Origin of the sequence: Clostridium rhizosphaerae, from assembly GCF_016765585.1 — a bacterium.
GTDB lineage: Bacteria > Bacillota > Clostridia > Clostridiales > Clostridiaceae > Clostridium_AT > Clostridium_AT rhizosphaerae.
In genome coordinates this window covers 96371-121868 of sequence record NZ_JAESWC010000007.1, presented here as the reverse complement: position 1 = coordinate 121868, position 25498 = coordinate 96371, and the positions used below count along the sequence as shown (strand labels likewise).

21 protein-coding genes are annotated in these 25498 nt (G+C 32.6%); 15 read left to right on the top strand and 6 right to left on the bottom strand.

Features of this window, described 5'->3' with window-relative positions; all coding sequences use genetic code 11:
• Positions 1–246: 246 nt before the first annotated feature.
• Both JK636_RS12440 and JK636_RS12435 read left to right on the top strand, forming a co-directional pair.
• Complete coding sequence (locus tag JK636_RS12440) at positions 247–417, top strand: DUF3006 domain-containing protein (protein WP_338025772.1); 171 nt, start codon at positions 247–249, stop codon at positions 415–417.
• A gap of 108 nt (positions 418–525) precedes the next feature.
• Positions 526–2001 (top strand): leucyl aminopeptidase, encoded by a 1476-nt coding sequence (locus JK636_RS12435; protein ID WP_202749333.1) that lies wholly within the window; start codon positions 526–528, stop codon positions 1999–2001.
• Between the two features lie 360 nt (positions 2002–2361).
• Here the strand turns inward: JK636_RS12435 and JK636_RS12430 are convergent, their stop codons facing one another.
• Positions 2362–3777, bottom strand: a complete 1416-nt coding sequence (locus JK636_RS12430; protein ID WP_202749332.1) for an amino acid permease — start codon at positions 3775–3777, stop codon at positions 2362–2364.
• A 278-nt stretch (positions 3778–4055) separates the two neighbouring features.
• Between JK636_RS12430 and JK636_RS12425 the strand changes: the two genes are divergently transcribed.
• A complete protein-coding gene (locus JK636_RS12425) occupies positions 4056–4598 on the top strand; it encodes a CPBP family intramembrane glutamic endopeptidase (RefSeq protein WP_338025771.1) in 543 nt (180 codons plus the stop codon).
• Here JK636_RS12425 and JK636_RS12420 read toward each other — a convergent pair.
• Entirely contained in the window at positions 4576–5205 is a 630-nt protein-coding gene (locus tag JK636_RS12420) for an accessory gene regulator B family protein (protein ID WP_202749331.1), read from the bottom strand. The genes JK636_RS12425 and JK636_RS12420 overlap by 23 nt on opposite strands.
• A 156-nt stretch (positions 5206–5361) precedes the next feature.
• On the opposite strand from JK636_RS12420, the gene JK636_RS12415 reads away from it, so the two are divergent.
• Both JK636_RS12415 and JK636_RS12410 read left to right on the top strand, forming a co-directional pair.
• On the top strand, positions 5362–6096 hold the full coding sequence (locus tag JK636_RS12415) for a LytR/AlgR family response regulator transcription factor (RefSeq protein ID WP_202749330.1): 735 nt from the start codon (positions 5362–5364) through the stop codon (positions 6094–6096).
• Positions 6089–7435 (top strand): sensor histidine kinase, encoded by a 1347-nt coding sequence (locus JK636_RS12410; protein ID WP_202749329.1) that lies wholly within the window; start codon positions 6089–6091, stop codon positions 7433–7435. The genes JK636_RS12415 and JK636_RS12410 overlap by 8 nt, the downstream gene beginning before the upstream one ends.
• A gap of 17 nt (positions 7436–7452) precedes the next feature.
• Here JK636_RS12410 and JK636_RS12405 read toward each other — a convergent pair whose 3' ends face one another.
• A complete protein-coding gene (locus JK636_RS12405) occupies positions 7453–7596 on the bottom strand; it encodes a cyclic lactone autoinducer peptide (RefSeq protein ID WP_202749328.1) in 144 nt (47 codons plus the stop codon).
• Between the two features lie 452 nt (positions 7597–8048).
• Here JK636_RS12405 and JK636_RS12400 point away from each other — a divergent pair, with 452 nt between their 5' ends.
• Positions 8049–9812 (top strand): DUF2207 domain-containing protein, encoded by a 1764-nt coding sequence (locus tag JK636_RS12400; RefSeq protein ID WP_202749327.1) that lies wholly within the window; start codon positions 8049–8051, stop codon positions 9810–9812.
• Between the two features lie 51 nt (positions 9813–9863).
• Here JK636_RS12400 and JK636_RS12395 read toward each other — a convergent pair whose 3' ends face one another.
• Positions 9864–10319, bottom strand: a complete 456-nt coding sequence (locus tag JK636_RS12395; RefSeq protein ID WP_202749326.1) for a hypothetical protein — start codon at positions 10317–10319, stop codon at positions 9864–9866.
• Positions 10320–10548: 229 nt separating this feature from the next.
• Here JK636_RS12395 and JK636_RS12390 point away from each other — a divergent pair, with 229 nt between their 5' ends.
• Together JK636_RS12390 and JK636_RS12385 are read left to right on the top strand one after the other, a co-directional pair.
• Positions 10549–10875 carry a hypothetical protein gene (locus JK636_RS12390; protein ID WP_202749325.1) on the top strand — a complete coding sequence of 109 codons (327 nt, stop codon included), beginning with the start codon at positions 10549–10551 and terminating at the stop codon, positions 10873–10875.
• 249 nt (positions 10876–11124) lie between these two features.
• On the top strand, positions 11125–13332 hold the full coding sequence (locus tag JK636_RS12385) for a HelD family protein (RefSeq protein ID WP_202749324.1): 2208 nt from the start codon (positions 11125–11127) through the stop codon (positions 13330–13332).
• Positions 13333–13385: 53 nt separating this feature from the next.
• Here the strand turns inward: JK636_RS12385 and JK636_RS12380 are convergent, their stop codons facing one another.
• Entirely contained in the window at positions 13386–13712 is a 327-nt protein-coding gene (locus JK636_RS12380) for a HesB-like protein (protein WP_202749323.1), read from the bottom strand.
• A gap of 171 nt (positions 13713–13883) precedes the next feature.
• Between JK636_RS12380 and JK636_RS12375 the strand changes: the two genes are divergently transcribed.
• Positions 13884–15071 carry an MFS transporter gene (locus JK636_RS12375; RefSeq protein WP_202749322.1) on the top strand — a complete coding sequence of 396 codons (1188 nt, stop codon included), beginning with the start codon at positions 13884–13886 and terminating at the stop codon, positions 15069–15071.
• Between the two features lie 398 nt (positions 15072–15469).
• Here JK636_RS12375 and aspD read toward each other — a convergent pair whose 3' ends face one another.
• Complete coding sequence (gene aspD / locus JK636_RS12370) at positions 15470–17104, bottom strand: aspartate 4-decarboxylase (RefSeq protein WP_202749321.1); 1635 nt, start codon at positions 17102–17104, stop codon at positions 15470–15472.
• A gap of 222 nt (positions 17105–17326) precedes the next feature.
• Here aspD and JK636_RS12365 point away from each other — a divergent pair, with 222 nt between their 5' ends.
• The 6 genes from JK636_RS12365 to JK636_RS12340 all read left to right on the top strand — a co-directional run bounded on the left by JK636_RS12365 (position 17327) and on the right by JK636_RS12340 (position 25343).
• Complete coding sequence (locus JK636_RS12365) at positions 17327–18016, top strand: ABC transporter ATP-binding protein (protein WP_202749320.1); 690 nt, start codon at positions 17327–17329, stop codon at positions 18014–18016.
• Positions 18016–18813: an efflux RND transporter periplasmic adaptor subunit gene (locus JK636_RS12360; protein WP_202749319.1), complete on the top strand. Its 798-nt coding sequence runs from the start codon at positions 18016–18018 to the stop codon at positions 18811–18813. Before JK636_RS12365 ends, JK636_RS12360 begins: the two co-directional genes overlap by 1 nt.
• A gap of 27 nt (positions 18814–18840) precedes the next feature.
• A complete protein-coding gene (locus tag JK636_RS12355) occupies positions 18841–21357 on the top strand; it encodes an ABC transporter permease (protein WP_202749318.1) in 2517 nt (838 codons plus the stop codon).
• A gap of 171 nt (positions 21358–21528) precedes the next feature.
• Positions 21529–22074, top strand: a complete 546-nt coding sequence (locus tag JK636_RS12350) for an MORN repeat-containing protein (protein ID WP_202749317.1) — start codon at positions 21529–21531, stop codon at positions 22072–22074.
• Between the two features lie 97 nt (positions 22075–22171).
• Positions 22172–23245 carry a LysM peptidoglycan-binding domain-containing protein gene (locus JK636_RS12345; RefSeq protein ID WP_202749316.1) on the top strand — a complete coding sequence of 358 codons (1074 nt, stop codon included), beginning with the start codon at positions 22172–22174 and terminating at the stop codon, positions 23243–23245.
• A 118-nt stretch (positions 23246–23363) separates the two neighbouring features.
• On the top strand, positions 23364–25343 hold the full coding sequence (locus tag JK636_RS12340; protein WP_202749315.1) for a WG repeat-containing protein: 1980 nt from the start codon (positions 23364–23366) through the stop codon (positions 25341–25343).
• Positions 25344–25498 lie beyond the last annotated feature (155 nt).

The window sequence follows — 25498 nt, the reverse complement described above, 5'->3', positions numbered from 1 at the left end:
CCTAGCGAATGGCAATGAGCGAGTTTAGGTTGCCCCGAACTAAAGGTCTAAATGATCTTTAACGGGCAACCTAGTGAATGGCAATGAGTGAGTTCAGGTTGCCCCGAACTAAAGTCCTAAATGGGCTTTAACGAGCAATTTTCGAGCGGAAGCGAGTAATCTTAAATTGCTCAGTGCTTCCGACTAAAAGGAGGAATATATATATGAAGGCCATCATAGACAGGTTCGAAGGCGCCCTTGCAATATGTGAAAAAGATAATAGAGAAAATGATTGATTTAGAGCGAAAAAATATTCCTGTAGAAGCAAAAGAAGGAGATGTTCTTATAGTTGATGGTAATATAATAACTATTGATGCAGATGAAACTAATGCTAGAAGAGAAAAAATTGAAAAGCTTACGAAGGATATATGTCAGTAAAATATGAGAATGGTTAAAAAATAATAGGTTGAGATGCAATTTCTACAGTGTTATAATAACTATTAATACATAATTGTTATAGAAAACTTAATTGAGGATGGTGAAAAAATGAATATAGCAATAAATAATATTAGTATTTTAGAAGCTCAGGCAGTTATAGTTCCGGTATTTGCTGAAAGTGAAGAAGTTAGTTTGGGATATGTTTCGGATATTTATCAATATATTAGAAGCAGGGAACAATTTAAATGTGAGCAAGGAGAAGTTTTTACTACAGTAAAATTTGGAGAAGTTTTACCTCAGGACATTATATTTGTAGGGCTTGGAAAAGAAGAAGAGATAAATGGAGAAAAGATAAGAATTGCTTTAGCTAAGGCAGTTAAAAAGGCAAGAGAGCTTAAGGCGGAAAAAGTATATGTTGACTTTATTAATACTGAAAGCTTGTGTTATGGTGCCACAGTTAAGGCTATGGTAGAAGGCTTGAAGTATGGAGACTATAAATTTGACTGGTATAAAACAGATAGAAAAGAGCAAGCAGAGCTAAATATAGGTTTTGGAAATGTTATTGAAGAAAAATATAAAGAGACAGAGGACTACATAAAAGAAGGGGAAGCTGTAGCTGAAGCGGCACTTCTTGCAAGGGATTTAGTTAATGAGCCTGCTAATGTTATATATCCGGAAACTCTTGCGGAAGAGGTTTTAGAACACGGAAAGAAATATGGCTTTGAGGTTGAAGTCTTAGATGAGCTTCAAATTGAAGATTTAGAAATGGATGCTTTCCTATCAGTTGCTCAAGGTTCTGATAAGGCTCCAAGAGTTATAATTATGAGATACTTTGGAGATATAGAAAATAAGTCTGAAATATTAGGTCTTGTAGGAAAGGGATTAACTTATGATTCCGGCGGATATTCTATAAAGCCTACAGATGGCATGGTTACAATGAAGTCAGATATGGGCGGTGCTGCTGCAGTCATTGGAGCTATGAGTGCTATAGCACAAAGAAAGCTTAAAATAAATGTGGTTGCTGTTGTTGCAGCCTGTGAAAATATGATCTCTGGAGGAGCATATAAGCCTGGAGATATTATTGGCTCAATGTCAGGAAAAACTATTGAAGTATTAAATACAGATGCAGAAGGAAGATTGACTCTTGCTGATGCGGTATTCTATATAGTTGAAAAGGAAAAGGCTTCAAAAGTTATAGATGTAGCTACTTTAACCGGAGCTGCACTAGTTGCTCTAGGAACTACTACTACAGCAGTTGTAACTAATAATGATGAATTCTACAATGAACTTGAGACAGCTTCAAGAAAGGCTGGAGAAAAGGTGTGGCAACTTCCTGCCTTTGATGAATATAAGAAGATGCTTAAATCAGACATTGCTGATTTGAAAAACCTAGGCGGAAGATTTGCAGGAACTATAACAGCAGGATTGTTTATTGGAGAATTTGTTCTTGAAAGACCTTGGCTTCATTTAGATATTGCAGGAACAGCCTGGACAGATGCTGAAAGAGACTACTACTCAAAGGGTGGCACAGGAGCAGGAGTCAGAACTCTTTACTATCTTGCAAAGAGAGCCAGCAGAAAATAATTCATAATAGAGAGTGATTACATGAACATTAGATTTAATGCTGAAACAGCAGAAGCGCTTAAAGAATACTTAAAAACAAAAGAAAATAAGGTTATTAGACTTAAAGTTCTGGGAAGAGGCTGAGGAAAGCCGGCTCTTGGTCTTGCTCTGGATGAGCAAAAGGAGAATGATTTAGTTAAGATTGTGGATGAAATAACCTTTGTTGTGGATAAAAAAGAAGAATTGGATTTTAAAAATACAGAAATTCTTCACAGTAAATATTATATAAATGATGGCTTTTATGTTAAAGCTTTCAGCGGAAGAAAATAAGAAAAGCTTAGTCTAAATGCAATTTTGCATAAATAGACTAAGCTTGTTTTTTTAAGCAATCTTTCTTTCTTGAGTCTTTTGTTTAACTTTAACTTGAAGCGAGCTGTGCTTGTGTGAATAAGTAAAGTATACAACAACTCCAAGTGCTATCCAAATACCAAAGTAGATCCAAGTTGCCTTTGATAAATTAGTCATTAAGAATATGCAGCAGGCAACTGCAAACAATGGAAGTGCTGGTACTAAAGGTACCACGAAGCCTCTTTTAATGTTAGGATGTTTCTTTCTAAACACAATTACTGATAATGCAACAAGCATAAAGGTTCCGATAAGAATTATGTTTGCAAGGTCAGCTAATTGCTTTAAATCAACCATTCCGGTCATAAGAGCAGCGCCAATTCCTACTACCCAGGTTGAAAGTACAGGAACACCAGTCTTTTTATTTACCTTAGAAAAGGTCTTTGGAAGAAGTCCGTCACGGCTTACTGAAAATAATATACGTGAAGCTCCATAAGTATAAGAAAGCATAACTGCAATAATACCTATAACTGCACCAACTGATATTGCTGAAGCAGCCCAGCCTTGTCCAACACTAGCAAGTGCATAAGACATAGCATCTGCAACATTAAGCTTAGTGTAACTTGCAACGCCAGTAAGAACTAAACAAACTACTATATATATTAAAGTACAAGCAACAAGTGAAAATACAATACCTATTGGTAAATTCTTTTGAGGATTTTTTACTTCCTCTGCTGAAGTTGATACAGCATCAAAACCTGTAAAGGCAAAGAATACAGAAGCTGCTCCAGCGAATACTCCTTTTATACCGAAAGGCATGAAAGGATTCCAGTTTGATGGTTTTATATAAAATACTCCAACAGCTACAAATAAAACTATGATTGCTAATTTAACAATAACCATTAAATTGTTTACTTTTTTGCTTTCCTTAGTACCTCTTGATAAAAGGAAAGTAACCATTAAAACAACTAATACTGCAGGAAGATTTACAATTCCTCCCTGGCTTGGTATACTTGTAAGTTTTTCAGGTAAGTGAATTCCTACTTCTTTTAGAAGTCCGTTAAAGTAAGCGGCCCATCCACCAGCTACAGTTGAAGTGCTTAAAGTATAACCAACAATAAGAGACCAGCCAACTAAATGAGCAACTATTTCACCCAAGGAAGTATAAATGTATGCATAAGCACTGCCTGAGGTAGGTATTGATGAAGCAAACTCTGCATAACAAAGTGCTACAAGAATACAAACAATAGCTGAAGCTATAAAGGATAAAACAACAGCAGGACCAGCATCACGAGATGCAACGAGACCTGTTAAAACCATTACACCTGTTCCGATAGTTGCACCTATACTCATAAGAGTTACATCAAAGGCACCCAGGTGTTTTTGAATTGAGCTGTTTTTGTTGCTCTCTAAAATTGAATTAACATCTTTCTTTCTAAAAATAGATGACATGATATGTATCTCCCTCCGAATTTCATGCTTGTACTTATTAATCTTTAATTGCCATAAACAATATTATGAGAAAAAGCACTTATAGTCAAAGTCTATAAGCGACAATTAAACTTAAAATTCTACATTAATCATATATTATCTTATGAAAACGTAATTTATCTTGCATTTCTAAAAAAATATGAATTAAAAATTTCATATAAATTTTGGGTATTAACCCATTAAATTATTGTAGAAAGATGGTTATAATGGAAAATGGGAAGTAAAAGGGGGGAATATATGTGAGAAATGATGCGAGATTATTATTGATTGGTTTTGCTATATATTTAGCAGTATTTTTAGTGCCTATTTTTCTCTATCTAAAATTTAAAGAAAAGACAGACCCTTTTATGTTTTTAAGACTTAAAAATAATATGTCAAAAAATATTTTTAAAGGTGCTGTTTTTAGTGCGGCTTATTTACTTATATTAATAATAAAAAATATAGCTATACAAAGAAAAGCAATTAATATGAATATAGGAATGATGTGGTCAGCAGTACTACTGGTAGGATTTTTTGAAGAAATACCGTTTAGAGGCTTTATTCTTCAAAAGCTTCAAAAGAAAATGAATTTTTGGAATGCTAATATAATTACAACTATAATATTTGTACTTTTACACTTTCCAAACTGGATTATCTCAGGCACAGATATGGTAAGTTCAATTGTTACAGTTTCAATAGCAAGCTTAGTATTTGGATTTCTATTTAAAGAATATGACACACTATGGATACCCATAATGTGCCACTCTATTTTTAATATGACTACATGGATTGGTTTGAAGTAGAAGTTATAATTTCATATTTCTTATAATTTCTATAGGGAAGATTAAATATTTTATAAGCTAATGGGGTAATAAGAATGGCCTCAATGCAGGCAGAAAAAGTTACTATATTAACATAAGTATTATTTTTTAGAGTAATTGCTAAAATATATAAGGATATAGTAGTTACAATAGATAATGTTTTTAATTTTCTTCTAGTCTTTTTGCTTGTCAATGGCCTTGCGGCAGTATCTGCAGGAGCATATAAAGCAATTAATACTAAGCTTATTAAGAATAAAACAGTAATATTAAGCTTGTTTATTGTAAAATAAATGCTTAAATAAACATTTCCTAAAAATATAATATAATTTGCTATTATACATTTTAAACTTGAAGTTGCATGTATTCCGGAAGCAAAACTTCTTAATATTCCAAAGCTTATTAAGGCAATTAAGGTATGCTTTGCTATTCCTAAAAAATAAGCTGTAATAAATAAAATAATGAGCTTAAAGGTATTCGTTAAAATAGATTGTATACCATATTTTATTTGTTCTATTTCACTATTTGATTTGTCTAAAGAAGTTTGCACAAATACTGCAGCTTTTTCACTTATATATTCTGATATATCCATATTAACCATCCTTTAACTAATTACTACAATCCTATAATGTCATAAATTGCTAATTAAGTCAATATATAATAGAATATTGGATTATATTGTCATTCATGTTATAATATTTGATACAAGGTACGTAGAAATATATATATATATTTCAGGAGGTGCGGCATGCTTAGTATCGTAATTTGTGAGGATGATCTAAGGCAGAGAAAAAAAGTTGAAGATATAATTATTGATGAACTAAAATCTTCTAAGCTTAATATGAATATTGACTTATCTACAGATAGTCCAAAGGAAGTAATAAGTTATATAGACACATGTAAAGGAAAAACTTTTATATACTTTTTGGATGTGGAGCTTGGAAGTGAAATTAATGGGTTGGAGCTGGCTAAGCAGATTAGAAAATACGACCCTGCAGGATACATTATATTTATAACATCCCATGCAGAAATGTCTTTTTTACCGTTTCAATACAAGGTACAAGCTATGGATTTTATAATAAAGTTTGATGCTAATAGTATTGATGCTAGAATTAGAGAATGTATCAATGCAGCATATAAGGACTACGAAAATCTGAAAACTCTGGATTCAAATATAATACCTATCACCTTTGGAAGTAGAATTATTAATTTTAATTTAAATGATATATTATTTTTTGAAACTACAAGCAGAGACCATAGGCTCAGAATACATACCTGCGAAGAACAATTGGAGTTTTACGGCACACTAAAGGAAATGGAAAAAATAGTTCCAAGCTATTATTATAAATGTCATAGGTCCTATTTGATAAATACAAAAAAAATAAAAGAAATAGATAAAGATAAGCTTGTTATACGAATGATTAATAATGAGATATGTTATACGACTTCTCGTTATTTGAAAGGACTGCTTAAAAATGTTTAGTCTGATTTTTGTACTGCTTTATTCTATTATAATGTCTGGAACATTGGTAGTAATAATTTTAAATATTGGTATGAAAAAGATAAGCATCAAAAGTATATCTATATATGCCTTGATAAGCTATTTGATGTGCATAGTATTTTATTTTAATAAAATTGAAAATCTGCTGCTTCCAGTGCTTACATTTTGTACATGTATACTTTTGTACATAAATACTAAGGAACTTATTTACTCAACTATAATTTCTATCGCGGTAGATTTTATCTTTGCTATAAGTGATGTAGTAGTCGGAGCTGTAACAGTTTTTATCTTTAGAATAGATTATAAGAGCATTATAAGTAATGAAACTTACTACTTTATTATTGGAGTTTTTATATTGCTTACAGCATATACTTTAAGCAAAATTGTTAAGATACTTTCAACAAAAATAAATATGAATTCTTACAGCCTAAGGGAATATTTGAAAGATAACTTCTTAATAGTTATTTATGTAATCTTAGGTTTATGCTCTATATATGCTTATACAATTATTAACAAAAAACTTGGACAAAATTTCAATAAGGTTATTTTATCATTGTATATAGTATTAATTGTTGGCTTCTTTATATTTACCACTATTTTAACTTACATAAGCAATAAAAATATTAAAAATAGACTTGAAAACCAGCACAAGCAGCAGGAATATGAGCAGCTAAAGGAATATACTAACATGCTTGAGACTGTATCCAATGATCTAAGAAAGTTTAAGCATGATTATTTAAATATTTTAGGTACTATAGGCGGGTATATAGAGACAGAGAATATTGCTGATTTAAAAAACTTCTATAAAGATGAATTATTACCGGAAAGCAAGATAATATTAGATAAAAATAAAAATTTAAATGTTTTGCAGCATATAAAAATTATATCATTAAAAGGGCTTATATCTTCGAAGATTATTGCGGCTCAAGCTAAGGGAATAGAGACTAATATTCAGATTGTTGATGACATTGAAAATCTCCCAATAAATTTGATTGATATATGCAGAATTATAGGGATATTGATGGATAATGCTATTGAAGCAGCTGAAATGACGGATGGCAAGAAAATAAATTTAATGTTTTTGAAGGAAGAAGAAAGTACCGCGTTCTTTATAAGCAACACCTGTCTGGAGGATACTCCTCCTGTAAACAAAATATATGAACAGGATTTTTCAACTAAAGGTAAAGGCAGGGGACTAGGACTTAAGATTATTAGAAGTATTATAGATGAGAAATATAATAATATTTTATTAAATACAAAGATTAAGGACAATGTATTTACTCAGGAGATAGTAATTTTAAATGAGAAGAACGGCAGCTAGGCAGCCGTTCTTTTGCTTCAATCCATCTTATATAAGGATTCCGGCATTTTTGGTTCGCCAAAAGTAAATATAAAGCACATAGATGTAGAGATTGAAGCCACAAACATTGCAACAGCACAGATTATAAGTGATAAAAATTTTTTTAGTCTTGTTTTCCCCATCTTTATCCCCCCTTATTTTTATTTTTTAGGATTTTTTGATAAAAACTGTATTAATTTAACTGCTTTAATTATAAATTATAATATTTTAATAGAAGGTTTTCTACAAAATGTCGTGAAAGGCCATTTTTTAGTCGTGAAATATGTTTTTCCTTTATAAAGAATTAATTTACGACTAATAAGTATAGATTTTACGTTATTATTGTTTTATTAAGCTGAATATTTGTTAAGATATATTTTGCAGATAATGTAAATAGTATAGTATAATAAGAAATATCATTTTTATAAGGAAGAAGGGGTTGTACTAAAGGAGATTTTGATAAATATACTATTTTTGATTCTTAGAGGAACAGTTATTTTATTTGAGGCTGCCTTTAAAAATGAGGGTGCTTTTTGATAATATAAAGAATTTTTAAATAAAACTATATATTTTGCATTTTGGGGGGGGGATTATATTGAGATTAAACAAATGGATTATCGGAATTTTTATATCCTTGGCATTTACTGTATCATTAGGCAGTAAAGTTCAAGCAGAGGAAATAAAGCTGAAAAGCGATGTTATAAAAACTGAAATTACTCAGGATGGCTCGATGAATACAGTAGAAGATTTAAGCTTTGATATTTCGGGCAAGTATAATGGTGTATATAAGGATATTTCCTTTGACAAGGGTGAAGGCATTTCTAATATAACTGTTTCCGAGCTTAAGGGGAGTGAAGCGGCTTATAAGGAAGTAAAGTCAGCAAGCAATGGGGATAAGGGAGTATATAGCATAGAAAAAAAGTCTAACAGTGTAAGATTAAAAATATACTCTCCATCAAAAGATGAAATAAAGAACTTCAGAATATCTTATAAAATTCCAGCGGCAGTTAAAAAATATAATGATATTGGGGAGCTGTATTGGAAGTTTATTGGCAGTGATAACGAAACAAAAATAGAGAATTTGCAAATTAGTTTAATACTTCCTAAGGGAGCAAGAAAGGAAGAAATGAAGGTTTTTGGCCATGGACCGTTAGATGGAGCATGGAGAATACAAGATGACAGAACTATAAATTTTTCGGTTTTAAACGTACCTTCAGGAAGATATGTTGAGGTTAGAACCTTGTTTCCCAGAGAGCTGGTACCTCAGGCTAAAATAAGCAGTAACGAAAACAAATTTGAAAGTATTATGGCTGAAGAAAATAGATATATTAACGAGAAAATAGAAAAGGCAAAGGAAAGAGAAAAGATTATAGAAGATACAAAGATTATTGCTATCCTTATGAGTGTTGTAAGCTTATTAATTATTATTTGCATTTTTATAAGAAGAAAAAAATATTACTATGTAGATGATTTAATAGCAGGAAAGGATATAGCAAATTATAATCCGGCTATATTAGCTTACAATGCAAAAGCAAAGCTTATGCCAAACGACTTGATGGCTGCTGTTATGGAGCTTTCAAGACGAGGGTATCTAAGTATTGAAGGTAAAACTGAAGAATATAAAATTAAAAGAATTAGAAAAAAAGATGATAATACCTTTAAGCATGAAGCATATTTAATGCATCTTCTTATTGACGAAATAGGAGACGGAAATTCTGTAACCATAGAGGCTATTAAGAATTACGGCAAAGATAAGCCTAATGACTTGAGAAGACAATTTGCACTTTGGAGAGGCGAAGTAAAGCTTGAGGCAGATAAACTTAATCTTCACGATAAAAAGGCTGACAATATTAAAAGTTTTATAATTATATTTGAGATTATACTAATAGCAGCGGCTGTGTTTCTGGTTGCTTTAGGAAACTTGTACGGCTTTATAAGCATTATTGCTTCTTCATTAGCTTTTTCAGCTGTGTTTTTAATTAATACAAGAACGCTTGAGGGAGAAGTGCAATTAGCTCTATGGAATAAGATGAAGAGAAGAATTAAAAACTTGAATAAGTTTGAAATAGAAGAACTTCAAAATAAACCGCTGCAGGGAGAAATATATCTTATATATGCAGTTTCAATGGGATTAAGAAGTGATCTGATATATAAAATAACTCCAAAAGATGAAAATTATGTTGATGAAACAGGTTCAAGCTTTTGGGCAATGTATTATATGATGAGTAGTGATAATGACAGTTTTTATAATTCATTTGAAACTCCAATTAAAAATACAGAATACGGTGGAAGTTTTAGTTCCAGTGACAGCAGTGGAGGTTTTGACAGCGGCGGTGGCGGAGGAGCTGGAGGCTTTTAAAAATTATATAAATAAAAAGATATGCTGAATTAATAATTTAGCATATCTTTTTTACATTGAAATGTATATATCTACTTCAGATTCATGTGTTAAGGATATAATAGAGGCATAATCGCTGTTAATATTAAATGCAAAAGTAGGGGGATTGAGATTTTTGCTTAGAGTATACTCACCGATATCAGAAATTACATCTTCAAGTGATTCTGCGCTATCTGAATGTGTTATTTTAAAGGTGTTAAAAAGGTTAAAATTATCTATAAATTTGTAGTCCTTATAATCAGGTACTTTTTTATCAACAGGGATAAGTATTTCCATATCAAAGAATTTATCAGACCCTATTTCAGTAATATCGTAGGGTCTAGCAAAAGCAAGACCTAGGCTCCATGCATTATAGTTCTTAATTACCTTCGCCAGATTCTCTATTTCACATTTGATATCCTTATAACTCATAACCTTTCTAACAGATATTAGATTTTTAAAGCTGAGCTTTTCGTATTCAAATACCATAAAAATCACCTTCTTATAATATAACCTTTGTGCTATATATCAGCTTTAATGTACTAAAAATTCTGAAAAGTTACAATAGATTTTCCGCAAAAGGGACTTTTTTCACCGCAAATGAAGTTACATATGTATTTCACGACTAAAAACATACCATTTCACGATATTTTGTAGAATTTAAGAACTAAAAAATGTTAGTATTTTAGTAAGAAATTATACAATAGGGGATGATTAAGTGGAGCCAACATATGCTGCTGGGGTAATAATGTGCATATTAATGAGTGCTGGAACATTTGTTTTTGGATACTTAATTGTAAAGAAAGGCATTTTAAATTCAAGCTGTGAAAACGAAGAAGAAAGTGTTGAGGAGATAAAGTTTATAAAAAATTTTGGAATGAGTTTTATAGTCATAAGTGTATTTTCTATGACAGCAGCAATAATAATTTTTTTGGCATATCAAAAAAATAGCTACTTAACTCTTATTAACGATATACCTGAGGTGATTATATTAATCATCATTTTTAGAATTATTGATGGGACAAGATATTACAAACTAAAATAATATGTTTTTAAAGCTGCGGTGAGTATGACATCGCAGTTTATTTTTTATAAAAATAAAAAAGCTGTGATTTAAATTTAAAAATCACAGCTTAAAAGTCATTCTTTACAAAACTAAAATTATAAAGTATAATTAAGTTTTGTGTACAATTATAACAATGATATCATTATCATCAAAATTTATACTATAATCATAGCACAAAGCTGGTAATGATGTCAAGGGATTTTAAAAAAATATGGGGAGAGTGGTTAAATGGAAAACTTTAACGACATTCAAAGGGAAGAAAACAGGTATCTGGAAAAAACTTTAGATGTCATCAAAACTGAGCTTCAAAAGGAAAAAGAAGCCTTAAATTCCAGGCTTACCAAGGTTATGGCTTCAAGAAGAGAAATGTGGGAAAAGAGCTCGCATTCTTCCGAGGATTTTGACGGAGTGCCCGAAATGAATCAATATTTAAATGAGGTCAATACAGAAACCATAGGTTATACAAGCGTTCAAAAGAGAATTGACAAGTATGAAAAAATGCTCAAATCTCCTTACTTCGGAAGATTTGATTTTTCTGAAGAGGGTTTTGATGAAATTGAAAAGATTTATGTAGGACTTTCTAATTTAATGGATAAAAGAACAGAAGATATATATGTTTATGATTGGCGTGCTCCAATTTGCAGTATGTTTTACAGGAATGAATTAGGAAGAGGTTTTTATAATTCGCCTGCGGGGAAAATATATGGGGATGTTTTATTAAAAAGGCAGTATAAAATTGAAGCTTCAAAGCTTAAGTATTTTTTTGACAGCAGTATAAGAATCAATGATGAAATGCTGCAGGAGGTTTTAGGCAGAAACTCTTCTGATAAAATGAAAAGCATAGTTGAGACTATTCAAAAGGAGCAGGATATAGTTATAAGAGACACTGAAAACGAGCTTTTGATTGTACAGGGAGCAGCAGGCAGCGGAAAGACTTCTATCGCTCTTCATAGAATAGCCTATTTACTTTATGAAGGGCTGAACTCGAAACTTAACGCAAATGATGTTTTAATCATTTCACCAAATTCAATTTTCAGTAATTATATTTCAGATGTACTTCCTGAATTAGGAGAGGAAAATGTACAGCAGATAATCTTTGAAGATTTAATAAAGGGAGAATCAAGACAGCAGCAGATGGAAAGGCTTATTGAGCTTCAAGGCAGTGAAAGCTTTGATGCAAGTCTTGAAAGCATAAAGTTTAAGGGCTCAAATGAATTTGTGAAGATTCTTGACAGACTGCTTGAATACTACGAAAGAAGATTGCTTTCATTTAAGGATATATACTATCATGGAAAGACTATTGAAACAGCCCAGGAGTTAAAGAGTATTTTTCTAAATAATAAGATTAATATGCCTATGGCTAAAAGGCTTGCAAGAATAGAAAATATGATATTAAATAAAATTCATCCATTAAGAAAAGAGAGGCTTGAGTTAATAGAAAAGATAGTTGAAAGAACTACCGAAACTCACATGTTTGAAATAAAATCCTTCAGCAGGCTGTTAGCTATTAAGGAAGCAAATAAGCTTATGGAGCATATACGAAGTTTTACTTATATAGATTGTACTAAACTATATAAATTGCTTTTTGAGGACAGAAATTTGCTTTTAAGACTTTCTAAAGATATAGACCTACCTGAAAATATAGATAGAATTATTACTGACACAAGAAACAATTTAAATAAAGGCTTTGTATCCTACGAGGATGCAGCTGCACTATTGTATTTAAAATTAAAACTTGAAGGTAGCGAAAACTACGATGAGGTTAAGCAGGTTGTAATCGATGAAGCTCAGGACTACTACCCAATGCATTATCATATTTATAAACTTTTATTTAAAGCTTCAAGATATACTGTGCTTGGAGATTTTAATCAAACTCTTGAAAAACAGGGCAGCAAAGATTTATATGACTATGTAGAAAAAATACTTCATAAAACTAAAACAGTTAAGCTTAACTTAAATAAAAGTTATAGGTCTTCCTTTGAAATTAATGCTTTTAATCAAAGGCTGCTTAAAGAAAAACAGGATTTTGCATCCTTTGAAAGACATGAAGCTGAACCGGAAGTTAAATTTATGAAGGACATAGAAAGTGTTAATAAGGAGATTTGCATAGAGATTGATGAATTTCATAATAAGGGATATAAAAATATAGCAATAATTTGCAAAGATAAAAAGGAAGCAGAAAGGATACAAAAAAGCCTAGGAAGTCTAATTGAGATTAAGACTTTAGGAGATAAGAAATATGACAGCAAAAGTTCGGTGGTTATTATTCCATCCTATCTTTCTAAGGGGTTGGAATTTGATGCAGTACTTGTTTATAATGCTTCAAAAGAAAATTATAAAAGTGATTTTGACAGAAGACTATTGTATATAGCATGTACTAGAGCACTTCACCAGCTTGTTCTATATTACACCGGTGACAAGTGCGAATTTATTTAAATAGAAAAGGCATCACGATATTTAGATAAAAAGATATCGTGATGCCTTTTATGTTAGTGACAGCCTGAGCAGCCTGCACATCCGCCTACTGGTTCTATAAGTGGTCTTAGTGACATTCCTCTTCCATCATTTTCTTCTGAAGATAATATTGTAAGTATACCAAACTCATCAATAATTTCAGGCTTTATTAAGAAGCTTATGTCGTTGACTTTTTCTACAACATCGCCTTCTTCTGGCTCACTAACTGAAATATCAAAGGATGGACCGCTGCAGCCAGAACCTGCATAATTGATTCTTATATTAAAATTGTCTATTTTGTTGTCTTTTAAGAATTCTACAAATTCTTCGTAGGCTTCATTGCTTATAAGTAGTTTTTCCATTTTAGACCTCCATGTATTTTGAATATTATGAGAATTATTATCAACTAATATATTTTTATTATGCTCTTAAATTTAATAAATTGCAATAGTACAAGATGAATTTTTAGAATTAAGTATGATATACTTTTAATGGTAACAATAATTTTAGTGGTCAAGGGGGAAGGGCATAAAATGAATAAGGATATTAAAAGGTTCAGGATTTTTATGTTTATATACTGGGCTATGATATTAAGTGTAACTGGAATGTATACGATGTACATAGCACAACTTGGTTTTTCTAAAAAAGATGTAAGCATAGCTGTAACAATATATACGTTAGCCGGTCTAATAGGTCAAAGCTTTATAGGATATTTAGTTGATAAGTTCAGGCAGATAAAAAAGATAATGTTTGCCTGCATAAGCATGGGGCTTTTAGTAGGAATAGGTATGGCTTTCTGCACTGCTAATTGGCAGATTTATATCATTATTTTTATTTGGGGCTTCTTTGTTGTTGGCACTAACTCTCTTTCAGAAGCATGGTGTATAAATATATTAACAAAGCATAATGAGCAAAAAAACTTTGGAAGAGTAAGAGGCTTCGGATCCATAGGATACGGTTTTTCTGGAGCTTTTTTAGGAATTATACTTCAAAGTATAGGCTGGAAAATTTACAGTTATTATATATTAGCGGCAGTTATATTAACTTTAGTAATCATATACTTTATGGCAGACAGTGAAAAGCAAATTACGCATAAAGAGAACGAGCAAGTTTCTATAAAGGAAGCCTTCGGACAGATTTTTAAGATAAAACCAATACTAGTAATGATAGCTATTATGTTTACGTATAATTTTGTTATGAGAGGAATATACAGCTATCTTGGAGTTTTGGTTTCAGATTTCGGAGGAGGAGCAAGAAGTTTAGGGCTTACCTATTTCTTTGACGCTTCACCGGAAATAATTACATTTTTCCTTGCAGCAAAGCTTTTAAGGAAATTTCACAGTAAAAGTCTTATTTTTATAGCCTTTCTTCTTCAGATAGTAAGATTAACTGTAATTTTAATATTTAATAACGCAGCAGCAGTAATGATTATGGGAGTATTTTCAGGGTTTGCCTTCGGTCTTGTTGCAGCTTCCTATAAAACTTATATTTATGAACTTGCACCAGCGAAATATAAGGCAAGCTGTTTAAGTCTTTCAGAATCTATTATAGGATTATCTGCAATAATAAGTGCGCCTATATTTGGATTCGTGTTCACTGAATTTGGAACAAATTATGCAATAATATTCGGACTTATCATAGATATAATTGCAGCGTTGGTTATGCTAAGTGGTCTCTTAAAAAGAGAAAAGCCAGTGCAAAGCACAGGCCTTAATGTGTAGTTGGTAAATAATTTATCATGCCTAATAAGTAGATTGCGGAATAAAGTTGCTGCAGGCTGGGGCGTAAAGACCTTAGAGCTTTGTGTAGAAAATAATATTTTATTTTATGATTCCTTTGCGTATGTTCTAAGGCTTGCAATACTGAAAAGCTAAGAGTCTCTATAAATTCGCTTTAGCTTTTTGTTACTTTAATAGCCGCAGGCTTTAAAAAGTCTTTAGTAAACTTAAAATACTTTTAGCTTGCTCAGAGAGAGGCTCTAAGCTTTTCAGCATTACTTCGCCAAGAACATGGGCAAAGTCATCAATCAAATTAAAATATTATTTTCTACACCTGCTCTCGGTCTTTACACTCAGCCTGCGGTCATTTAGTTCCCAATCTTATTTTAATCAGCTGCATTTTATAATTTTTTGCTTTTTTCCCACTCGGCAACATATTCCTGCAGTATCTTATGCAGCATTTTTCCTATTCTTGAGTAAGCTTCGTCATTTAAATTTGCAAGAGAAATTCTAATAGACCATTCAGGTCCCTGAAAGCCTCCTCCGCTTAAAAGAACTATTGAAAATTCCTGAGCCAGGCGATAGAGCACATGTACAGGCTTATGATTAGCCTGAAGATAATCCGCAAATTCTTTTCCGTAGTAGTGGCTGGCCCATTCAAGAAGATCAAATTCAGTGTAGTAGGCAGCATCGTAAATATCTTTTCTTAAGTCTAAGCCAAGTCCCTCGAATAGAAGCTTTTGGCGTCTTCGGCATATATCCATGGTCAGCTTCTTGTATTTATTCTCTTTATCTATTAGTGAAAAAGCAGAGAAGAAGGCCATTTGAACCTGTTGAGGAGTAGATAGTCCTGCGGTATGATTTAGGGCAACCTGTCTGCTGTCAGCTACAATTCTATCTATAAAAGGAATATGCTCAGGATTTGTTGAGATTCCTTCATACCTTTGTGTAAGTTCTCTTTTTATATGTTCAGGAAGTTCTTTTATTAGCTTATCAAACACATTTTTTTCATGGATAGCAATGGTTCCAAGCCTCCAGCCTGTTACTCCAAAATATTTTGAGTAGGAGTAGGCGCCAATTGTATTATAAGGCAGATCAGCCATTAAGGAACGGAAACCATCAACAAAGGTTCCATATACATCATCTGATATAATCATTAAGTCAGGATTATCATTTTCTACTATATCAACCAAGTACTTAACAGATTCAGGTCTCATAGCAACCGAGGGAGGGTTGCTTGGATTCACACAGAATAAAGCTTTTATGCTTGTATCTTTAAGTTTATCAAGCTCTGAATTTGGATACTGCCATGTATGGGTGCCGTCTTTAGTAAGCTCTGAAGCTCTCAGATAAACCACCTCAAAGTTATAGCGGGGCAGATGAGGAACTTCAAGATATGGAGTAAATATTGGAACCGCTAGAGCTATCTTACTTCCTCTTTGAAGAAGCTCATTTGCTATTAAGGTGTCAAATATGTAGCACATAGCTGCAGTAGCACCCTCCACTGCAAATACGTTGAATCTTCCTTTAGATGGCTTGTTGTAGCACATTTCCTGAACTAAGTATTCATGTACAATTTTTTCAATATGTATAAGCATTCTATCGGGGACAGGATAATTATCTCCAATAATTGCATCAGCTAATTCATGTACAAAGTCATCTGGAATAAAGCCTAATCTTTCTACTCCATAGGATATTATCTTTCTTAAAAGCTCTCCACCGGGAGCATTAGGATTTCTATCAAGATAATTATTCAGCCTATCAGCAATACCTTCCTTTTGAGGCATGCCAGCTAAGTCACCCTCATTCCAAACTCTTCTGGTTTCTTCAACAGCAAAAAGACCAAAAGTAAAGAAAGCTTCACGTGGAGTTGCTGCAGTCCAGTTTGGGTTGCCGCGACCGGCATCTAAAAGGGCATGAGCACTCTTTTCCTTTTGATCTGCTGCAAGGTGAATCAATTTGTTTTTAAATTCAAAAGGACTTATTTTTCCGTATATGTTTTCAATCTCTTCACGTTGAATGTTTCTAGTATCCATAAGCTATACCTTCTTTCTGGCAGGATATATAGCTTTAGGTTGTGCAATATTTTTGTGTAGTATTCTTTATAAATATTTAAAAGTTAATATTAGTACTTAAGTAATAAAAGTATTTTTAAGTAAGTATTTCTAATTTTATCCGTGGGATATTGTGGAATATATACGTCTAAAATTTATGTATGTTAAAAAATCAACAATAGTAGCTGGAAAGGAAGTAGATTTATGGAGGTATTAGATGAAGCTGTCATTGAGGCTAAAGCTTTAGTAAAAACCTTTAAGCTTGGAGAAGTAGAGGTTGAGGTTCTAAAAAATATTGACCTTGAAATAAAAGAAGGAGAATTTGTTACTATAATGGGACCTTCTGGGTCTGGGAAGAGTACTCTTTTATATCTTCTTGGCGGATTGGATAAGCCAACTTCAGGAAGTGTAAAGATTGCAGGAAAAGAACTTTCCTATATGAAGGATAAGGAACAGAGCATTATGAGAAGAAGAAATGTAGGTTTTGTTTTTCAGTTTTATAATCTGATTCCTAATCTTGACGTTGAGGAGAATATAATGCTGCCTCTGCTTTTAGATGGCAAAAAGCTAAAAAGCTATAAGGAAAGACTTGAAGAAATTTTAGAGGTTGTTGGACTTGCTGATAGAAGAAAGCATACTCCGAGAGAGCTTTCAGGAGGACAGCAGCAAAGAGTAGCCATTGCAAGAGCCCTTGTGGGAGATCCCGATGTTATTTTAGCTGATGAGCCTATAGGCAATCTTGACAGTAAAACAGGAACAGAAGTTATGGAGCTTTTAAGAAAGATTAACTTGGAGAAAAAGAAAACTATAGTTCAGGTTACTCATTCTAAAGAAGCAGCAGGGTATGGACAAAGAATTGTTTATGTTAAAGATGGAAAGGTAGTTGAAGGGTAATGAAAAAGAATAGAATAATTTTAGTTTTAGGGCTTGCAGGAGTTGTGGTGTTTTCAGCAGGCTGCGGAAAAGCACAGGATGCAAGCAAGGAAAGCAAGCCTGTAATGGCAAAGGAAGCTAAAAATGTGGTTGAAACCTCTGGAGTTGTTAAAGCATCCAATATTGAAAATATAGTTATTGATCTGCCCATGGGAGCTCAGGCAAAAGCATCCGGTATAAATGTTAGAGACGGTCAGAAGGTGAAAAAGGGTGAAAAATTAGTTGAACTGGATTTATCTGATTATAATACCCTTGTTACACAAAAACAGAAAACTATTGATGCAGACTGGACTTTAAGAAAGGATATGATCACAACAAATCAAAAGAATGCTCAAAGCTTAAAGATATCTGCACAGCAGGCAGAGATTGATGGACTTAAAGCAAAGCTTAACAGAAATTATATAAGCAGCGGGAGTATAATCTGCGATATGGATAATGCTGTTGTTAGCGAGGTTAATTATAACAAAGGCGATGTTATAACTGCTCAGCAAAAGGTATTAAGTCTCATGGATTTAAACAGTATTTATGTAGTTGCCAACGTGGATGAAGAATTTATTAAAGATGTGGAGGAAGGAAAGTCTGTTACTATTATACCTAAGTTTGACAAGTCTAATAAGGTTACAGGAAAGGTAACAAAAATACCTAGCAAGGCAGTAAAACAAAATGGGGAAACAACAATACCTGTTGAGATTTCTGTAGATGCAAGTTCAAAGCTTCTGCCTGATTACAGCGTAGATGTTGAAATAAGCAAGAACTAGCCTTGCAGCTTGAAAGGCGATGATAGTTTGAGGATAATAATTAAATTTATACTGAAAAATATTAAAGAAAAGAAGCTTAGAACCTTGCTTATAACCATATCTGTAGCAGCTTCCTGTGCTTTATTTTTTGCCTCAAATGGCATTTCTGAAAGTTATAAAAGCTCTTATATTACCATGATTAGAAGTTCTATAGGAAACTCAGATATAATTATAAGCGCAAATCAAAAGTCGCCGTCTAAGTTTTTAAAGCCTGATGCTGCAAAAGGCTTTCAAGATAGAACGGATTATGTTATAGGAATGATGAACGGAGCCGGAAGCTATGCCGTAAATAAGGATGAGAGTATTAATGTAGTGCTTAGAGGAATTGCTTATGAAGATTTAGAAAAAATTAATCCGGTCATTCTGAAAGAAGAGTTTAGTATAAAGCCCTTTGAAGGAAATAAACTTATCATAAGTGAAAAAATGGCGGACAAGTATTTTCTAAAGGCAGGAGAAAAAATTAAACTTAAAATAGGAGAAAATAATCAGGTATTTACCATAGCAGGTGTAGCTAAAGGAACCTCCTACTTTAAAACAGAACAAAATGATATGGTGGCAGTGGCACCAAAGAGTACTTTGGAGGAATTTAATTCAGCAAAAGGAAAAGCTACCGCAATATATGTTAAGGCAAAGGATTTAAATGACAAGCAGCCTCTTATAAAGGAGTTAAAAGAGGTCTATAAAAATTATGATGTTGAAGAAGCTATAAATGAAAAGGAACTGGATCAGGATCTTCAGATGGTTAGAACCTCTTTTACTATGATGCTTGCAATAGTACTTATTATGAGCATGTTTATAATATATACTGCTTTTAAGGTTATTATAATGGAGAGGATGCCTGTAATAGGAACCTTTAGAAGTATTGGAGCTACAAAGAAAATGACAAATATAGTACTTGTGGCGGAAAGTGTTATTTATGGATTGATAGGAAGTATCATTGGAGACTTTTTGGGCATAGGTATACTTTATGTTGTTGGAGTACTTATGAATCCGTATAAAAAATATATTACTCCAACCTTGGAATTCAAGACCTCAGCTTTATTTACTGCTTTTTTATTTGGAGTACTTGTCTCTTTTATAAGTGCAATTGTTCCTATTGCTAGAGTATCTAAGGTTCCTGTAAAAGATATTGTATTAAATAAAGTTGAAAGTGCCAAAAAGAAAAAATATTGGAAGCTAATGCTTGCAATTATATTATTGGCCTACAGTCTTTTAGGACCTATGAACTCACCCAAAAATCAAACTATAGCGATGATAATAAATTTAACTGCAGTGTTTAGTGTTATGATTTCTGTGGTTTTAATTATTCCTTATATAAACACTGTTTTTGTTAAAATATTTACTTCGGTTTATTCTATTATATTTGGAAATGAAGGGATCCTTGCTGCTAAAAATTTAAGGGATAACAAGAGCCTTTTAAATAATATTTCACTATTAAGTATAGGTATATCAGCCTTATTTATGATTAACGTTGTAAGCCTGAGCATGAATAAGGAGGTTTCAAAAGCCTATGCTGCCTGGAATTGCGATGTTGCTGTATTTCCAAGGGTAGATATCACTACAGAAAATACTGAGGATGTAAGAAAGATAAGCACTGTAGAAGGAGTTACTGATGTAGGTCCAATAAGAACAAAATATAACGTTGAGGTTAATATTGATAATGTGCCTAATAACAAGATAATGGTTATAGACAGCATTGATTCAAGAAAGTTTAAAGATTTTATTAATGTTGATTTTCCTGACAGTGTTAAAGGGATACCTGAGAATTTTGACGGAGATAGAAATATAATGATAACTTCTATTTTAAAATCAAGATTTAATGTTAAAATAGGTGATGCTCTGATTTTAAAAACAGATAACGGAGATAGGAGTTATACAGTAGCAGCAATATTTAGTACATTAATGGAAAACGGCAATTATGCTTTTATCCCTGAAAAATATATGAAGAGTGATTTTAAAGTGAAAAATTATGACAAAATCTTTGTGAAAACAAGTAAAGATAGTGATGCTGTTAAGAATTCCTTAAATGACAAATTCAAGGGGAAAAGATATGTAATTAACACACTGAAGCATATGGAGGAGGACAATGCAAAATCAAATGAAAGCATGATGAAGCAGCTTACTGCATTTCCTTTTGTTTCAATAATAATTGGCGGGTTTGGAGTAATAAATAATTTTATTATAAGCTTTATTGAAAGAAGGCGTGCTTTTGCTGTACTTGCCTCAATAGGCATGAGTAAAAGACAGAGCATAAAAATATTATTTATTGAAGCATTGTCAGTAGGATTGATAGGGGGTATCATGGGGGTAGCAGCAGGCTTTGTAACTACAGTAATAGTACCCTATGTAATGAAAGCAATGGAACTCCCTTTAAATATGCATTATTCCTATAGTTTGTTTGGAATGTGCTTTATACTAGGAATAGGAATAACTATGGCAGCTTCGATTGCCCCAGCTTTAAAATCTTCAAAGCTTAATATAATTGAGGCAGTTAAATATGAATAGATAGCTTTAAAAAATACCTGTAAGCAGTAAGTTTTATGATTGCGTATAGGTATTTTTATTTTATATGATATAATCTTAAATAAAATAGCTAAAGCTTAGATAATAATATAGCTATTGAAATAATTATATATTTATATATTTACACGAATTTAAAGAAAAGGAGATCATAAAATGAAAAATATAAAAATAAGCAATGCAAAGTTAAATAACCTTAAAGTAGAAAATGTAAGAGAAACTCAAAGCCAGCATGTTCACGGCGGAACTTATATAGGTGAAAAAAAAGACGGGAAAATGGAGGGGGAAGGAACTTACCTCTATAATGACGGCAGTAAGTACATAGGACAGTGGAAAAATGATAAAATGAACGGACAGGGAACACATACCTGGACTGATGGGGAAAAGTATATAGGTGAATGGAAAGATGATGAAAAACATGGTTATGGCGTATATACATGGCCGGACGGAGAAATATATGCAGGGCATTGGGAAAACAGTGAGAAGACTGGACAGGGTACCTACACTTGGAATGATGGAGACACTTATGTTGGAGATTGGAAAAATGATTTAAGACACGGCTATGGTATGCATACCTGGTCAGATGGTGATAAATACATAGGTGAGTGGAAGGACGATATTAGAGATGGAAAAGGAATGTATATATTTTCGGATGGAAAAGTCCAAATTGGAGAGTTTAAAAACAATGAGTATATAGGATAAAAAAAGGCAGTAGAGGTTTTAACCCCCTGGTTATTTTACCAATGAAATCGGTTATAATGGAAGTGCAAAAAATGTCGAAATAAGTAGGAGGTGTTCTATGAAAAAGAAACTTCTGTCTATATTGATTTCAGCAGGTATTCTAGGGGGAACCTTTATACCATCAATATCACATGCTGCAGAAGCTGCAACAACCTACAAGGTTATTGCAGGAGATTCACTTTGGAAGATTTCAAGTAATTTTAATGTATCTATTTCTGATTTGAAACTTTGGAATAGTCTAACTGCAGACACAATCTATGTTGGACAAACCTTAAAGGTAGCTCCTATTCATATAGTTCAAGCAGGGGATACTTTGTGGATTATTTCAAGAAAATATGGAACAACTGTTGATAATTTAATGAAGCTCAATAATTTAACTTCATCAGTTATCAAAGTTGGACAAGTATTGAGAATTGAGGGAATGCCTATAAGTGTGCCAGCTCCGTCTGTAACACCGACTCCAGCTCCTGCACCATTGCCAACACCAGTTCCTGTGCCAATACAAGTAGTTGAAACAGTTAACTACAAGGTAGTATCTGGGGATACACTTTGGGCATTGGCTCAGAAATATAAGACAAGTGTTGATGCAATAATGAAAACCAATATGCTTGTTGTAGATTATGTAATGCCTAATCAAACATTAACCATACCAGTAAATTCAAAGGAAATTGTTAAGCCTGTTGGAATTACAATGATGAAAGCAAGAGTAAATAACAGTTACGGTGATATATACACTTGGGAAAATGCAATGAGATTATGGACAGTTGGAACTACAGGAGCTCTTAAGGACTTAGCTGCAGGAAAGACCTTCAATGTTAGATACTATGGAGGTTCGAACCACAGTGATATAGTTCCTATGACTCAGAATGATACAAATATTATGCAATCAATATATGGAGATTGGTCCTGGGCAAATTCTCACAAGAGACCAATGGTGCTTTGCTTTACAAAAGGCGGGGTAAACTACCAAATGGCAGTAAGCCTAACAGGTATGCCGCACAGCACTACAGACAGTACAACAAATGGAATGAACGGACACTGCGATCTTTATTTCTACAATTCAACTGGACATGCTGATCCAATTATAGATCCAGTACATCAGGCAAATATATTGAAAGCAAACGGACAATAAATTTACGAGAAGAACTCTAGTGCAGAAAGCATTAGAGTTTTTGATTTTTATACAAGCACACTGAAATAATATATTTCATATACTGCTTATAGTAGCAAAACTATAGAAAGGTTTAGGTATGTGGAATAAATTTAATTTAGTAGATTTTGTTCAAAGCTGTCTTCCAGTGGATGCTGTGATATTAGCTCATAGAAATTCAGTAAATAAACCTGCTGTAGCTGTTAAAGATATAGATAATGATGGCATATTGGAAATTTCAGCTTTATACAGATGGCAGGATGAGGACTATATTATTGTTTTAAAAAACCAGGGCGATTATTGGTACACAATGCTTAATACAAAAACAAACGGCCAAAGCGTCTCATATCTTCTTAGAAATGTTAAGCAGGCATCTATAAGTCTGTATCCTGCGCCGGTTAGAACTGCAAAAGGTACAAAGTGGGGATTTATAAATAACAAAGGAGATTTTATAATTAAACCCAAGTATGACAATGCTTATGATTTTCAAGATAATGGTCTTGCAGTTGTAGAGGTAAATAGATTAAACGGGCTTATTAATACAAAAGGCGCTTTTATAGTGGAACCTAAGTATGAGTCTATAAATCAGTTTTCAGAAGGCAGAGCAGCAGTTCTTGATAAGCAAGGATTTAGAGTTATTGATGAAAAAGGTACTGTAATAACGAAGAGGTTTTACAATTTTATAGGAAGTTATAGTAACGAAAGAGCATTGTTTTCTAATACAGATGATAAAGGGAATACCTTGTACGGATTTTTAGACAGGCAAGGAAATGAAGTAATAAAGGCAAAATATGAGCTGGCTAATGATTTTAGGAATGGAAAAACAGTTGTTAAGGTTAAAGATAATCAATATGAGCTGATTGGAATCAATGGAGAAACTTTAAATACCTTTAATTACAACTATGTTGGTATTTTAAGCGAAGGGCTCATGGATTTTCAAAAGGAGCCCGAGGGAAAGTATGGTTTTATTGATGAGCAGGGCAAGGTAGTTATTGAGCCTCAGTTCCAAAATGCTCAAAACTTTCAAAATGGAAGAGCGATTATAAATACAATTAACGATTATATTTACAAGTATGGGCTTATAGATAAACAAGGAAATTTAATATTTAAGCCTGATTACGATAACATGAATATATTAGGTGAAAACAGAGTTGCTGTAGGCAAGGCAATAGTTTCTGATAAGCCTTTTTTGGGCTATAAGTATGCCTTAGCTGATATTAATGGAAAGTTTTATACTGATTTTATATATAATGATATATCAGACTTTGAAGGTGGATTAGCCTCTGCAAGTGATAATAAAAATACCTTTTTTATAGATAGAAGCGGAACTATTGTTAATAAGCTGCCTGTGGTAAGCGGCAGCGGAAGTCTTACAATAATAGGTGATGTAATAAGAGCTTTAGTTGATTTGAGAACAACTTATTTTGATAAAGCTGGAAATGTAATATATAGAGAAAATACTGTAATACCTTTAAACAATCAGTATAGAGTAATAGAAGAAAAATATAAGCCAAACAAAGATTATTTAGTATATTATCCTCAAATAGAAGGAATTAAGTACAGAACTGTACAGCAGGCTGTAAACAGAAGACTTAAAGAGCTTTCAAGAGTTAAATATGTTAAGCCGGATGTTCAGCTTGAATCAAGCTATACTGGAGATTTTTCAGTAGAATTTTTCAAAAAGAATCTTCTTGTACTGGAGCTAAACGGTTATGATTTTGCCTTTGGTGCAGCCCATGGAATGCCAAGTAAAATTTATCCTCACATAGATCTCATAAGCGGAAGATTTTACGAGCTTAAGGACTTATTTAAAGCTAACAGCAGCTATGTTAAGGTTTTAAGCGACATAATAGGAGAAATGATAAAAACTGATCCTCAGTATTCTTACGTATTCCCTGACACTTATAAAGGAATTAAGCCTAACCAGCCTTTTTATGTTGATGCAAATAATCTATATATTTATTTTGAACCCTATGAAATAGCTCCGTATGCTGCAGGTTTCCCAACTTTTAAAATACCTTTTAACAGCATAATGAATATAATAAATACTCAAGGTGAGTTTTGGAAGTCTTTTAATTAAAATAAGACCTCTTAGGCATATTAAATGCTTAGGAGGTCTTTATTATGATAAAATATATTAACTGATAATATTTATTATTTACAAAAATATTTCTATGGTTTATGATATATAAGTAATTTAATTATTAAATTCTAAATATTGCAGATTTAGAAAGG